Origin of the sequence: Bifidobacterium sp. UBA4282 (assembly GCF_002394995.1) — a bacterium.
Lineage (GTDB): Bacteria > Actinomycetota > Actinomycetes > Actinomycetales > Bifidobacteriaceae > Bifidobacterium > Bifidobacterium pullorum_B.
This window is the reverse complement of record NZ_DGVO01000013.1, coordinates 1-14,164: the sequence shown is the minus strand read 5'-3', so window position 1 is coordinate 14,164 and position 14,164 is coordinate 1. Positions and strand designations below refer to the sequence as shown.

Genomic DNA, 14,164 nt, shown 5'->3' with positions numbered 1-14,164 from the left:
TGCACCTCAACGGCTACAAGATCGCTAACCCGACGATCCTGGCTCGCATCTCCGACGAAGAGCTGCACGAGTTCTTCCACGGCATGGGCTATCAGCCGTACGAGTTCGTCGCCGGCTTCGACGATGAGGATCACATGTCGACCCACCGTCGCTTCGCCGACCTGCTCGAGTCCATCTTCGATGAGATCTGCGACATCAAGGCCGCGGCTCAGACCGACGATATGACCCGTCCGTTCTACCCGATGATCATCTTCCGCACCCCGAAGGGCTGGACCTGCCCGAAGTACATCGACGGCAAGAAGACCGAGGGTTCTTGGCGCGCTCATCAGGTTCCGCTGGCTTCCGCTCGCGACACCGAGGAGCACTTCCAGGTCCTCAAGAACTGGCTCGAGTCCTACAAGCCGGAGGAGCTGTTCGACGAGAACGGCGCCGTGAAGCCTGAGGTCACCGCGTTCATGCCGACTGGCGAACTGCGCATCGGCCAGAACCCGAACGCCAACGGCGGCCGTATCCGTGAGGATCTGAAGCTGCCGACGCTCGATGACTACGAGGTCAAGGAAGTCGCCAAGTACGGTCACGGCTGGGGCCAGCTCGAGGCCACCCGTCGTCTCGGCGTCTACACCCGCGACATCATCAAGCTCAACCCGGATTCCTTCCGTATCTTCGGACCGGATGAGACCGCTTCCAACCGTCTGCAGGCTGCCTATGAGGTGACCAACAAGCAGTGGGATGCCGGCTACCTGTCCGAGCTGACCGACGAGCACATGGCCGTCACCGGCCAGGTCACCGAGCAGCTTTCCGAGCATCAGATGGAAGGTTTCCTCGAGGGCTACCTGCTCACCGGCCGTCACGGCATCTGGAGCTCCTATGAGTCCTTCGTGCACGTGATCGACTCCATGCTGAACCAGCATGCGAAGTGGCTCGAGGCTACGGTTCGTGAGATTCCGTGGCGTAAGCCGATCTCCTCGATGAACCTGCTGGTCTCCTCGCACGTGTGGCGTCAGGATCACAACGGCTTCTCGCATCAGGATCCGGGTGTGACCTCCGTGTTGCTGAACAAGACGTTCAACAACGATCACGTGGTGAACATCTACTTCCCGTGCGACTCCAACATGCTGCTGGCTGTCGCCGAGAAGTGCTACAAGTCCACCAACCAGATCAACGCGATCTTCGCTGGCAAGCAGCCGGCCGCGACGTGGCTCACCCTCGACGAGGCTCGCGCCGAACTCGAGAAGGGTGCCGCCGAGTGGAAGTGGGCTTCCAACGCCTCCTCCAACGACGAGGTCCAGATCGTGCTCGCCGCTGTCGGCGATGTTCCGACCCAGGAGATCATGGCCGCTTCCGACAAGCTGAACGAGATGGGCATCAAGTTCAAGGTTGTCAACGTTGTTGACCTGATCAAGCTGCAGTCCGCCAAGGAGAATGACGAGGCCCTCTCCGATGAGGAGTTCGCTGAGCTGTTCACCGAGGACAAGCCGGTCCTGTTCGCGTACCACTCCTATGCACACGACGTGCGTGGCCTGATCTTCGATCGCCCGAACCACGATAACTTCAACGTTCACGGCTACAAGGAGCAGGGCTCGACCACCACGCCGTTCGACATGGTCCGCGTCAACGACATCGATCGCTACGAGCTCGTTGCCGAGGCTCTGCGCATGATCGACGCCGAGAAGTACGCCGACAAGATCGACGAGCTCGAGGCCTTCCGTACCGAAGCCTTCAAGTTCGCGGTCGACAACGGCTACGATCACCCGGATTACACCGACTGGGTGTATTCGGATGTCAAGACCGACGTCCAGGGCGCCGTCACCGCCACCGCCGCCACCGCTGGCGACAACGAGTGATGACCGTCTGACCGACACGGTCAAGTAGTCCCAGAGGGCCCGGGGTACTCCCCCGGGCCCTCGTCGTATTCCGGCCTCGTAACCACCCGCCGACCAGTCAGAGGAAAAACAGGACAACACGACGCCGGATATGAATCGGCGCGGTTAGAATGGCTGTTGTGGTGTGAACGTAGTGGTCACACTGAAAAACGAACAAGGAGACATCGTGAGTCTTACCACCATCAGCATCCTCAGTCCCGAAGCCGCCAACGGCCGTAACGTCGTGGCCTACGGCGTCGTCCGCGCCTTGGCCGCCGCCAAGAAGACCGGCGTGTTCCGTCCGGCGGTCTGCAAGCACGAGACCTTCACCGACGTGCTGCTCGGAGCTTCGACCTCCGGCATCACCCGCGAACAGGCCACCGGCGTGTGCCCGCGCCGCGCGCGCGAGGACAAGGAGGGAGCCCGCCCCGACATCGTGGCCGCATACTCCGAGGCCGTGGCCGCCACCGCGCCGGAGGCGATGGTGATCGTAGGCACCGATCGTTCCGCCGTCAACGATCCCGACAGCTTCTCGTTCAACGCCGACGTGGCCGCCGACCTGGCCTCCCCCGTGTTCCTGGCCGTGTGCGCCATCGACCGCACGCCCGAACAGGTCAAGGCGACCGTGGACGCCTGCACAGCGATTGTGGCCAAGGCATGCACCACCGTGCTCGGCGTGTTCGTCACCGGCTGCCCGGACGACCAGGCCGATGCGGTCAAGGCCGCCGTGGCCGGCGACGTGCCGGTGTGGACCGTGCCCGCCGTGGAGTTCTCCGACGCCTCAGGCGCACAGGCCGCGGCCGCCGTCTTCGACGAGCATGTGCCCGCGGATGAGGTGCTGGCCGCGCTTGAGGCCCCGTTCACCGCCCCGGTTACGCCGTACGCCTTCCAGTACAGCCTGCTGGGCAAGGCCAAGGCCGATAAGAAGACCATCGTGCTGCCCGAAGGCGAGGAGGACCGCATCATCAAGGCGGCCGACTATCTGCTCGAGCGCGACATCGTAAACCTGATCATCGTCGGAGACAAGGACGCGATCTTGGCCCGCGGCAAGGAACTGGGGCTCAACTCGCTGGAGAAGGCCTCTTTCCAGGCCATGGACGACGAGGAGGTGCTCGTCCCGATGGTCGCCAAGCTGTGCGAGCTGCGCGCCAAGAAGGGCATGACCGAGGAGCAGGCCCGCAAGACGCTGACCGACGCCAGCTACTTCGGCACGATGCTGGTGGTGCTTGGCAAGGCCGACGGTCTGGTTTCCGGTTCCATCAACTCGACCGCCAACACCGTGCGCCCGGCGCTGCAGGTCATCAAGACCAAGCCCGGCCAGTCGCTGGTCTCCGGCGCGTTCCTCATGTGTTTCAAGGATCATGTGGCCGTGTTCGCCGACTGCGCGATCAATCTGAACCCGAACGCCGACCAGCTGGCCGACATCGCCATCCAGTCCGCCGAAACCGCCAAGGCCTTCGGCATCGACCCGAAGGTCGGCATGCTCTCCTACTCCACGCTGGGCTCGGGCAAGGGACCGGACGTGGATCTGGTGGAGGAAGCCACCGCCATCGTCAAGGAGAAGGCCCCCGATCTGGCCGTCGTCGGCTCGATCCAGTTCGACGCCGCCTGGTCGCCCACCGTGGCCGCCACCAAGGCCAAGGGCAACGATGTGGCCGGCCATGTCAACGTGTTCGTGTTCCCGAATCTGTGCGCCGGCAACATCGGGTACAAGGCCGTGCAGCGTTCCTCCGGCGCCATCGCCGTCGGCCCGGTGCTGCAGGGTCTGAACCGACCGGTCAACGACCTGTCCCGCGGCGCGCTGGTGCAGGACATCATCAACACTGTGGCCCTGACCGCCATCGAAGCGCAGTGAGCGCCGAGTCGTCAGTGCTTCGGAACGTCTAGACCCGGTACACACTGACCGGCGAAAGCCTCCCCATGATGGGGAGGCTTTCGCATAGTTCGTGCGCGCTGTTACGCGGTTTGTAGCATCAGGCGAGTACTCTAGGTAGAGGAAACCCCGTGTCCGCGGGATCAATGTAGACACACATGGAGGATGCCCCAATGGCGAAAACCGTCCTTGTTATCAACTCCGGCTCCAGCTCGATCAAGTACCAGCTGGTCGACCTGGAATCCGGCGAAGGTATTGCCTCCGGTCTCGTCGAGAAGATCGGCGAGCCGGTTGACGGCCATTACAAGCATGAGTACAACGGCGAGAAGCATGAGCTCGAAGAGCCCATCCACGACCACGAGCAGGGCCTGAAGCGCGTGCTCGGCTTCTTCGACGAGTATGGTCCCAAGCTCGCCGATGCCGGCATCGTGGCCGTTGGTCACCGCGTGGTCCAGGGCGGCTCGATCTTCCCGAACCCGGCGCTCGTGACCGACAAGACCATCAACCAGGTCAAGGATCTGGCCGTGCTCGCCCCGCTGCACAACGGCCCCGAGGCCGTTGGCGCCGAGGTCATGCGCGCCCTCCTGCCGGATGTCCCGCAGGTGTTCGTGTTCGATTCCTCCTTCTTCTTCCAGCTGCCGAAGGCCTCCAGCACCTACGCGCTGAACAAGGAGATCGCCGACCAGTACCACATCCGCCGCTACGGCGCCCACGGCACCAGCCACGAGTTCATCTCCTCCGTGGTTCCGGACGTCGTCGGCAAGCCGGCCGAAGGCCTCAAGCAGATCGTGCTGCACATCGGCAACGGCGCCTCCGCCTCCGCCGAAATCTCCGGCAAGCCGGTTGAGACCTCGATGGGCCTGACCCCGCTCGAGGGCCTGATGATGGGCGGCCGCACCGGTGACATCGATCCGGCTGTGGTCTTCCACCTGATTCGTAACGCCCATATGAACGTGGATGAGCTGGACGCCCTGTTCAACAAGCGCTCCGGCATGATGGGCATGACCGGCCACGGCGATCTGCGCGAGGTCCACAAGCTGGTCGAGGCCGGCGACGAGAACGCCAAGCTGGCCCTGGATGTCTACGTGCACCGCATCGTCGGCTACATCGGCAACTACACCGCCCAGATGGGTGGCGTGGATGTCATCACCTTCACCGCCGGCGTCGGCGAGAACGACGACATCGTCCGCAAGATGGTGTGCGACAAGCTCGCCCCGTTCGGCGTCAAGCTGGATGAGGAGAAGAACGCGACCCGTTCCAAGGAGCCGCGCATCATCTCCACCCCGGATTCCTCCGTCATCATCGCCGTCATCCCGACGAACGAGGAGCTTGCGATCGCCCGCAAGTCCGCCGCGATCGCCGAAGAGGGCAAGGATTCTTACGGCAACGTCTTCGCCAAGTGAGTGAAGGGCTGATTGCCTGAGCCAACAGAACAGGGGCTTCACGATTCGTTCGTGAAACCCCTGTTTTTCTTACCTGCGGCGGCTGTCATACGCACCCCGCCGCAACCAATGGCTCAGCCCAGCATCGCGGACCACAGACCCATGAAATCGGGAATGGTCTTGCGCGTGGTGGCCACATCGACCACCGCGGTATCCGGCACGGTCAGACCAATCATCGCAGCGAACGTGGCCATACGGTGATCCGCATAGGTCTCCATCACCGCGCCGTGCAACCGTTCGCGTGGCACCGGACGGATCTCGATGCCGTCCTCCAGTTCCTCAGCCTCGGCGCCGATTCTGCGGATCTCCGTCACCAACGCGGCCAAACGATTCGTTTCATGCCCACGCAGATGGGCGATGCCGACCAGTTGGGTCGGTGCATCGGCCAACGCGGCCAGCGCGGCGATACTCGGGGCGATCTCCCCCGCCGCAGACATATCGAAACGGCCCAAACCGCGGATCATGCCATCGCCCCACACCGTCAACGTCGCCGCGGCAGGAGCGTCTTCTCCTGTAGTGGCCTCGCTCCATGGCCTGCCATCCCACGTAATCTCGGCGCCCATGGTCTGCAGGATCCCCGGCAGCAGGCCTCCCGGCTGCGTCGTCTCACGCGGCCAGTATGGCACCGACACCGTTCCGCCCGCAATCAATGCGGCCCCTAGGAACGGCGCGGCATTCGACAGATCCGGCTCCACAACCACACGGTCCGGCAACTGGACCGGCCCCGGATGCACACGCCAGCGATGATGCTCCTCATCCACGTCCACGGCGGCACCGGCCGACTGCAGATCGGCGACCGTCATACGGATATGCGGAAGACTCGGCAGATGGTCGCCGGTGTGCTGCAGTTCCAATCCGCCGGGCAGGCGCGCACCAATCAGCAGCAGGCCGGAGATGAATTGGGAGGATCCGGACGCGTCGATGGACACCGTATGCGCCGGCGCGCCCGTCCCGTCGGATGCCGCGGGCGGGGTCAGCGTGAACGGCAGTCGCCCCGGCCCCCCGTGGTATTCGATGCGCGCGCCCAGCTGCTCCAGCCCCTCCAGAACCGGCTTCATCGGGCGCGCGTAGGCCTGTGCGTCGCCGTCGAACCGCACCGGCCCGTCGGCGAACATCGCCAGTCCGGGGACGAACCGCATCACCGTCCCGGCCAGGCCACAGTACACATCCACGTCGCCGGTGAACCGACCGGATGCTGGCGGTACGACACGCACCGTCGTCTCGTCATCCGGATTGACCTGCAACTCCACGCCCAGCGACCGCAACGCACCCATCATCAGATCCGTATCGCGCGAGCGCAGCAAGCCGACCAGCGTGACCGGACGCCGCCCCATCGCGGCCAAGATCAGATATCGGTTCGACAGCGACTTACTGCCGGGAACCGTGACGGTGGCGGACAAGGGTCGGGTGGCCAGCGGTGCGGGCCAGGGGTTCTGGAATTCACTCATAGTGTCCATCGTATCGGGGAACGGCGCCGATTCGGGGAAATTGCTTACCATGCGGAGCGATGCCCAGTCGACCGTCGGACTGATTGTCAGCGGTCGGACGCCACGCGGGATTCCAACGGTTCGTCCACGGTGTCCGCACCTTCCGCGGCCAGCTGCAGGTGAACGACCTGCTCCTGGATGCGGTCGGCCTCCAACGCGGCAATCTGCCGGCAGAACACGATGAACCATCCGAAGAACAGCATGCCCAGCAGCAGCTCCAGATTGGTCATCGAGGTGATGTCATACCGCCAGACAACCACCGCCGCCGTGCCGACGACCACAATCAGATCGGAGACCACATACATGGCTTTGGAGAACAGTGGCGCCAGCCATGGCAGTGCGAGCAGCAACACGGCGGTGATGCCCGGCAGGCTGAAGGCGAACGCGTTATGCGCAATCGGGTGCGGCGTCTGGCGGAAGCTGCCGATGCCGATGAAACAACAGCCGCACGCCGCCAGCAGCACCGACAGTATGGCCATGCGCACCCGGAACCACGGCATGTCCCTGCCGGGCCGGTCGAACCGCCGGCGATGCCACAGTTCGCGTTGCCGGTACGTGGTGACTAGCTCGGACACGGAGAAGTAGCTGATGACGATCACGCACAGCCCCGCCAGGATCAGCGTGGTGTTGAACATGGAGGCGGCGAACGTGGTGCGGTCGCCGAGTCGGGAGAAGTTGTTGACGAACCACCACGGGTCGTCGGTGGTCATGCCCGCTCCCCCGACGCCCGCAATGACGAAGAACGGCAGCAGCGCGGCGAGGGTTTTGGCGCGCATGGCCTGCGCCTGCACGAAGGTCAGGTAGCCGACGACGCCGGACAGCCCCGCGCATGCGCCGACCAGATAGCCCACGAACATCTGCGTGCCGATGATGCCGTTGGCGATGTTGAGGATCAGGAAGGAGGTCAGGAACGCGGTGGCCGCGTACACCACCGAAAGCGCAAGCGTCTCCCCGGCGCGGCGAATGGGGGCGAACCAGCCGTTGCGCAGGGTGAACGAGCTGGAGCCTTTGATGTATCCGCAACAGAACGAGACGACGCCGCAGGCTGCGACGATGCCGGCGCAGACGGTGAACAGTCGCTGGCTGATCTGCCAGATCGCAGGTGCCAGCGTCATGTACAGTGACATGGCCGTGCCGCCCAGAACCGCGCAGATCAGGCATGACACCAATCCCGCGGTCTCCGCTCTCTGGTGTCGTCCCATACCCGTGTGCTCCGTTTTCCGTACATCCGCTGTTCGTGCCTAGCGAGCGCACCGGTTATGCCAGGCACCCGCCAACTTGCACCATGATAGTCCATGCCCGACATTCCCGACAGGACCCCCGACGTGCCATCGCACGCTGAAGGATTCGGCCCGGTTCGCCAGGGTCCCTCTCCACCCGTTGGTCTTCTAGATGGTGCCGCCGATCGCCGCCTTGACGAGCGCGAGGCATTCGCGCAGGAGATTGTTGGGCAGGTACCACGGTGTGGAATGGGCCGGGATACCCCAGACATGCTCGATGCCAAGCCGTTCGGCCATGCGCATCGCGCGGAAGAGATGAAAATTGTTGGTCACGATGCCTATGCGCGCGTCATCGTCATCAATGAGTGCACGAGAGTTCTGCAGGTTCTCGACGGTGGTCTTCGACGCGGATTCGACGATGATGCGGTCGGCATCCACCCCGGCGCGTTCAAGCCAGCGTGCCATCGCCTCACCCTCGGGGCATGGTTCGTTGGGGCCCTGTCCGCCGGACACCACCACACGGGTGCGTGGGTTCTCGTCCAGATAATCCCGTGCGGCGACGAGCCTGTACCGCAGTACTTCGGACGGTTTGCCGGAGGGCCGCACCTGCGCGCCGAGCACGATCAGATAGTCAAGATCGCGTGGCGGCGTACGATACGCTTCGCGCATGATGACGGCGCTCATGATGGAGACGACGGCGATGCCGCAGATCGTCAGGCAGCACACCGCGGTGCGAATGCCGCGTACCACGTTGGAATCGGGCAATGCGAGCGCAAGCGCACCCGTGCCTCCGCATATGATGCCAAGGACGTACCACATCAGGAAAAACGCTGTTCCAGACCAGGTGAGCATGATGGTGGCCCCATAGACGATGCAGATGATGCCCACCACAAGTAGAAAGACTCCCATGACGCCGCCCCGCATGATTCAGCACTTCCCTTCACGTTCGCGCTTCGTAAAGCCCATTATCGCATAGGGCGTCGTGTCTGTCCTTGCTTCCTTGTCTTCAGCTATATGGTAACGGCACTCTGATCAATGCCTAGGTAGGTTCCGTCCTACCTGTGATCTCATCGGCCCTCGCAAGAGGGGCCGATTGCTTTCTGTTAAGACTGCTCGTTTCGTCTCAGTACCATGTTAAATCCCATGGTCCTGCAATTATTCGTCGAGCTGATCCTCGTATGACTGCCGCGCCAAACCCAGCACATAGTTGATATCATCTTCCGAAGAATCCGGATACAGGGTAACTTCGGTGCGGGTGCCGCCCCATCCCTGCACGGCCTTGTATTCGGCTAAGTTCCGTTCGTCGCGCAGATGCTCATACGGCATCACCAGGCCGATTACCAAGCGTCCTCTGCGGGGGATAACGGAGACGAACATCTGATTGTGATGGTAGCCGACGTACAGTTTGACCGGACGACGTTCGATATGCGGGTCCCAGGAACGGATGGTGCCATCTATGCGATGGAACAGCTCCGACAGCGGGCCATCGACAAGCTCAGGATGATCGTTTTCTATGGTGTACCCCGTCTGCTGCGACTTCGTGTTCTTGCCATGCTCGGAGTGGTATCGATCAATTGCGTCGGTGCTCGGTTGCGGAGCCCGCCAGATGGCCACCGCCCTACGCGCGAGGCGTTCACCACGCCGTTTGATTTCCTCCTCGTTCCAACAATCCAACTGTCCTAATCCCTCATTCAACCGCAACGGACTGAAGCGGAAGCCTTTCGCGCCGTCTCGTTTATCGCCGAAATCATGGTCACTCATCTCACTGTTGTAGCCGGTAAGAGTGAGGTTACCGAGCGTGTGAAGCCATGTCTTCTGCACGTTGCGCCAGTCGGGCCCGAGCACGTCGCGCCAGTTTTCGGAGAGTTCCGGGTTCTGAGGCATGATGTGCTCGATAGTGTAGTTGGTGACCTGCGCGCGTTCCTTAGCTCCGTCGTTCTCCAACTTGTCGAACAAATACATGCGACGTTTGAAATGATAGAGGTCGTTATGCTCCAGGGCCTGAATGAACTCCTCGTCAGAGGGAAACCTGCGGTAGTTCTCCATCAAAGCGAACTTCACCTCGATGTCCTCAAGATAATGACCGGGATCCTTACCCAGTCCCGAGGTGAATGTGGCGAAAGTCTTGTTTAACGAATTGGTCGGAATCATGCATACCGCACGACGGAACACATAGCTGATGACCAGTTCCACAATTCTCGCCATCGCCGTTGAATCGATTAATCCATCCTTGTAGTCACCATAGCATTCCAGCAGCATGGGACGACTGACCGTGGCCTGCAGATCGCGCAGCTCGTCAAACAGAACATGCAACCTCGGTTCGGTTTCGCGGCCCAGAGCCACAGACGCGAACCAATCGGACTTCTCATGCAAATCGACCACGAGATCACGAACAGAATGTCCCCTGGTACGCCAATCGTCGGCGTAGTCACGGAACGCGTCGTAGATCCGATCCAGACGCGGAATGTCGCGGGTGCACATGGTCAGGTAGTCGCGCATGAACTCATCGAACCGCTGCTCGTCCATATTGCCGAACAACTGCTCCATGGGCCTCCAATGCAACATGTACAGGTTTTCCTGCTCATCGTTGGGCAAATCCATGAGCACGTAGTTGCGGATCAGATCGGTTTGCGAGAGCTTCTTGCCGGTCGAGTTCATCGACTCAAAGACCAGCTGCGGATTATCCAGGCCGCGTGTCAGACGGATGTCAACCACTTTCAACCGGTCAAGCCCGCGACATACAACAGTCAAATCACAAGCGGGATCGTTCAGACGGTCTCTGAAAAACCCGTAGTTTTCCACTAAACGCGGCGAGGCGTTCGCCGGGTCGGGGTCCACGCCGTTCACGATCGAAATAAGCGTCTCCCTGTCACGTTGAGACAACAAAAGCTTGTACTTGCCCTCGCCCTCTTCGAACGGATCCATCAAATACCACGCACGAATCTTGTCCGGCTTGAACCCGTCGTATGCCATCAGCCAATCTCCTTCGGGCACACGGGACAAGCGCTCCGCCAGCGCAGTCAACAACAACGTGACCGTGGTCACCCTCTGCTGGCCATCGATAATCAGATTCGGCTGCTGGTTCGTGATTGACCCCTCAGCCTTCTCCACATACACAATCGAACCTGTGAAATGCTCTGCCGGACCATCCACACTACCTGCGCGAAGAATATCTTTCCACAGCTGGGCGCACTCCGGCTCACCCCACGAATACAGACGCTGATAGATCGGCACCACAAACTGACGGGACTTATGCAGCAGCTCCAACAGATTCGCGTCATCAGCCTTCATGCGAGTATCCCTTCAAATCGTGCCCAAAGTCTTGTGCCAATTCAGTTGTCCATCGTCGGGTCATTTTCAGTTGGTTGTTTGCATGGTGTCACCGAGTTGGGACATGTCGAGGTAACGTCCGACTTGACCATTCGTTGGTAGTGACGTATCTAGTGCATGCGCAGATCAGCATGAGCACGCTGTACTTAAGGCGATTGCTGAAGCAGAAGGTCTGCATACCTTTCAAATTGGTCTCAGGTTCGTGGGCGATTCGATATTGTCACCATGTTTCTACCATGAGTGGCGTTCAGTCTGTCCAAACATGAATTCCCACAGGTCAATGGATTGCTTTGTCTGTTCAGCCCAGTCGTATTCGTTGTTGTCGATAATCTCGTCCATTCCGTCCGCAAGCTTATTAATGATTTCCGGGCGATCGTATGACCCATCGGATTTAAGCGGTACGCTTACCGTTACCAAACGATACTCATCGATATTCATCATGGGATGACCATCAGGTTCTGCAACCATGAAATTATCACAGTATCCGTAACCATCGAAGTCTTTGCGAAAAAGACCAACTCCAGGTGACCCATCAATTAGATAGAAGCAAATCTGTACATCAACCATCGACATTTTAATCATATCCTTCTTCAAAATATCCATTAGTGTCATACAAGTCATATGACACGATGCTTCTTCACATCGTCTCCGCAAGCACTGCAAAGGCTCATTCATATAGAAGGCCTTTGGCACCAAGCGAAAAACAAGATTTTCAAAGTCGGGCTGACAGGATTTGAACCTGGAAAGTGATTTGTCAAGGACGTTTTATCCAAGTTTTATAATATCCTATGTAATCAGATTTACCGGACACCAATAATATGGAGTTTATCTCAGAAGTCATTGATAAATTTCATTTCGATGCAGATAAAATTTCATGTTATGATTAAATTTCTGAATTATTGAACTTGACAAAAACGAAACAAATGCATATAATGAACATTGTTCATATTGAGGTGATCGAATGAATACTATTGTCACATCGAAAGAGGAGATTTTGAAAGCCAGCCGGGAGTTGATTCGGCAACAGGGCTGGTCAGCGGTCAGCATTCGTTCTGTTGCCGCCGCCTGTGGCGTATCTGTGGGGTCGATCTACAACTATTTTGATTCCAAAGCGGCGCTGGTAGGGGCCACGGTAGAAAGCGTGTGGTGTGAGATTTTTCACCGCCCGGAAGACGGAGCCGTGTTTCAAGACACGCAGGCCTGTATTACCTGGATGTACGGGAGAATGGAATACGGCTGCAAACAGTATCCCGGCTTCTTCACCCTTCACTCTCTGGGATTCATGCGGGAGGATAAGCCAGATGGAAAACGGCGGATGCAGCAGACCTGGCGGCATATTTTAGAGGGGCTGTGTTCCGTCCTGAAACGGGACAGAAAAGTTCGCCCGGATGCGTTCGCCGAACAGTTTACAGCGGAGAAATTCGCGGATGTCTTGTTTTCCCTGATGCTGTCTGCTTTGCTGCGTCAAGATTATGACCCAAGTGCTGTGCTGGAAATCGTCCGTAGAACCCTTTATTAAAATTCCCACCTTACAGTGGGAATTTTCTATCCCGGAAAATGAACACTGTTCAATTAAAGGAGGCAATCTATGAAAGTAAAACGCAACACCCTGCTGCTCCTCGCGTGCTTGGTGTGGAGCGCGGCAGGCTTTAACATCCTACGCATAGGACTGATCTCATACCCGCCTTATCGGTCCGTGCTGAATTTTCTGTTGTCTATCCTGGTTTTTGCTGTGTTTCAGAAATTCATCTTTGGAAAGCTGGTAAAAAAGCATACAACCAGAATCCGTTCGTATGAGGAAGAACGGCATTTCTTCTTGAAATTTTTTGATGGAAAAGCCTTCGCTATCATGGCGGTGATGATGTCCGGCGGGATTGGTCTGCGGGTAAGCGGATTAGCCCCGGAGCGGTTTATTGCCGTCTTTTATACCGGCCTGGGCGCCTCTCTTTTGCTGGCCGGATTACTATTTGGCTGTAACTTTGGAAAAGCTGTGCTGGCCGATGCCAAAGTTCAAAATAAAATGGATCATAAAGGAGAATAAGTTATGCAAGCAATCGTAGAAACCTTGTTCGATGCGGTCTATCTGATTTCGGTCATTACCATCGGTGTGCTGATGATTCGAGGAAGCAAGGGAAACAGCCAGTTTAAGTTGTTTGGCTGGATGGCTGTGGTGCTGGGGGCGGGAGATTCCTTCCACCTGATTCCCCGTGCTTTGGCGCTGTGTACCACTGGTCTGGAGAATTATACCATCCCCCTGGGACTGGGCAAATGGATCACCTCAGTCACCATGACCATTTTCTATGTACTGCTTTACTATGTGTGGCGGCAGCGGTATCAGGTCAAAGGGCAAGGTGGTCTGACTGCTGCTGTATATGCTCTGGCCGGTGTGCGGATTGCTCTGTGTATGATGCCGCAGAACCAGTGGCTCAGCGCGTCCGCGCCTCTCTCCTGGGGTATCTACCGCAACATTCCCTTTGCTCTGCTTGGGCTTCTGGTAATCGTGCTGTTCTATCGCAGTGCAAAAGAGCGTGAAGATCGTGCGTTCCGCTGGATGTGGTTGACCATCGTGCTGAGCTTTGGCTTCTATATCCCGGTGGTGCTGTGGGCGGATACCATTCCCATGATTGGAATGCTCATGATCCCCAAGACCTGCGCTTATGTGTGGACCGTGCTGATCGGTTACTTTGCCATGAAAAAAGAGTGAAATTCGATGCTTTAATTCTATCCAGCAGTACTCGCATACTCGTGGCGCGCTGACCTCTCACCATGTCGCCTGTCGGCGGGTATTCTATGTGACGGCGCATGTACGCGTGAGAACGACGCACACGGCGTTCGTTCGGTGCGATATATGTACAGCAGCGACATGATGTCGGCGGATGGGAAGCGTACGGCTCTGTATCTCGGAAATACCGATGTGCTTTTCTTAGAGCAAGATCTCCTGATTAATCGC

11 protein-coding genes are annotated in these 14,164 nt (G+C 58.9%); 6 read left to right on the top strand and 5 right to left on the bottom strand.

What is annotated here, in order from left to right:
* From B4C31_RS01535 to B4C31_RS01525, 3 genes are all read left to right on the top strand, one after another.
* Positions 1-1,844 (top strand): phosphoketolase family protein (locus B4C31_RS01535; RefSeq protein WP_291531055.1); only part of this gene is annotated, 1,844 nt, incomplete at its 5' end.
* Positions 1,845-2,016: 172 nt separating this feature from the next.
* The gene (gene pta / locus B4C31_RS01530) at positions 2,017-3,717 is read left to right on the top strand and encodes a phosphate acetyltransferase (protein WP_291531054.1); all 1,701 of its coding nucleotides are present in this window, start codon (positions 2,017-2,019) and stop codon (positions 3,715-3,717) included.
* A gap of 191 nt (positions 3,718-3,908) precedes the next feature.
* Positions 3,909-5,138, top strand: coding sequence for an acetate/propionate family kinase (locus B4C31_RS01525; RefSeq protein WP_287543154.1), 1,230 nt, complete (start codon positions 3,909-3,911; stop codon positions 5,136-5,138).
* Positions 5,139-5,251: 113 nt separating this feature from the next.
* Here B4C31_RS01525 and aroA read toward each other — a convergent pair whose 3' ends face one another.
* The 5 genes from aroA to B4C31_RS01500 form a co-directional block, all read right to left on the bottom strand.
* Positions 5,252-6,625, bottom strand: coding sequence for a 3-phosphoshikimate 1-carboxyvinyltransferase (gene aroA, locus B4C31_RS01520; protein WP_291531053.1), 1,374 nt, complete (start codon positions 6,623-6,625; stop codon positions 5,252-5,254).
* Positions 6,626-6,711: 86 nt separating this feature from the next.
* Positions 6,712-7,866 (bottom strand): ABC transporter permease, encoded by a 1,155-nt coding sequence (locus B4C31_RS01515; RefSeq protein ID WP_291531052.1) that lies wholly within the window; start codon positions 7,864-7,866, stop codon positions 6,712-6,714.
* Positions 7,867-8,052: 186 nt separating this feature from the next.
* Positions 8,053-8,808, bottom strand: a complete 756-nt coding sequence (locus B4C31_RS01510) for a YdcF family protein (RefSeq protein ID WP_291531051.1) — start codon at positions 8,806-8,808, stop codon at positions 8,053-8,055.
* A gap of 231 nt (positions 8,809-9,039) precedes the next feature.
* Positions 9,040-11,175 carry a DUF262 and DUF1524 domain-containing protein gene (locus B4C31_RS01505; protein ID WP_278711521.1) on the bottom strand — a complete coding sequence of 712 codons (2,136 nt, stop codon included), beginning with the start codon at positions 11,173-11,175 and terminating at the stop codon, positions 9,040-9,042.
* A 270-nt stretch (positions 11,176-11,445) separates the two neighbouring features.
* Entirely contained in the window at positions 11,446-11,817 is a 372-nt protein-coding gene (locus tag B4C31_RS01500; protein ID WP_291531050.1) for a hypothetical protein, read from the bottom strand.
* Between the two features lie 358 nt (positions 11,818-12,175).
* Between B4C31_RS01500 and B4C31_RS01495 the strand changes: the two genes are divergently transcribed.
* The 3 genes from B4C31_RS01495 to B4C31_RS01485 all read left to right on the top strand — a co-directional run bounded on the left by B4C31_RS01495 (position 12,176) and on the right by B4C31_RS01485 (position 13,918).
* On the top strand, positions 12,176-12,733 hold the full coding sequence (locus B4C31_RS01495) for a TetR/AcrR family transcriptional regulator (RefSeq protein WP_291531049.1): 558 nt from the start codon (positions 12,176-12,178) through the stop codon (positions 12,731-12,733).
* A 69-nt stretch (positions 12,734-12,802) separates the two neighbouring features.
* A complete protein-coding gene (locus B4C31_RS01490; RefSeq protein ID WP_291531048.1) occupies positions 12,803-13,255 on the top strand; it encodes a hypothetical protein in 453 nt (150 codons plus the stop codon).
* A 3-nt stretch (positions 13,256-13,258) separates the two neighbouring features.
* Positions 13,259-13,918 (top strand): hypothetical protein, encoded by a 660-nt coding sequence (locus B4C31_RS01485; protein WP_291531047.1) that lies wholly within the window; start codon positions 13,259-13,261, stop codon positions 13,916-13,918.
* Positions 13,919-14,164: the final 246 nt, after the last annotated feature.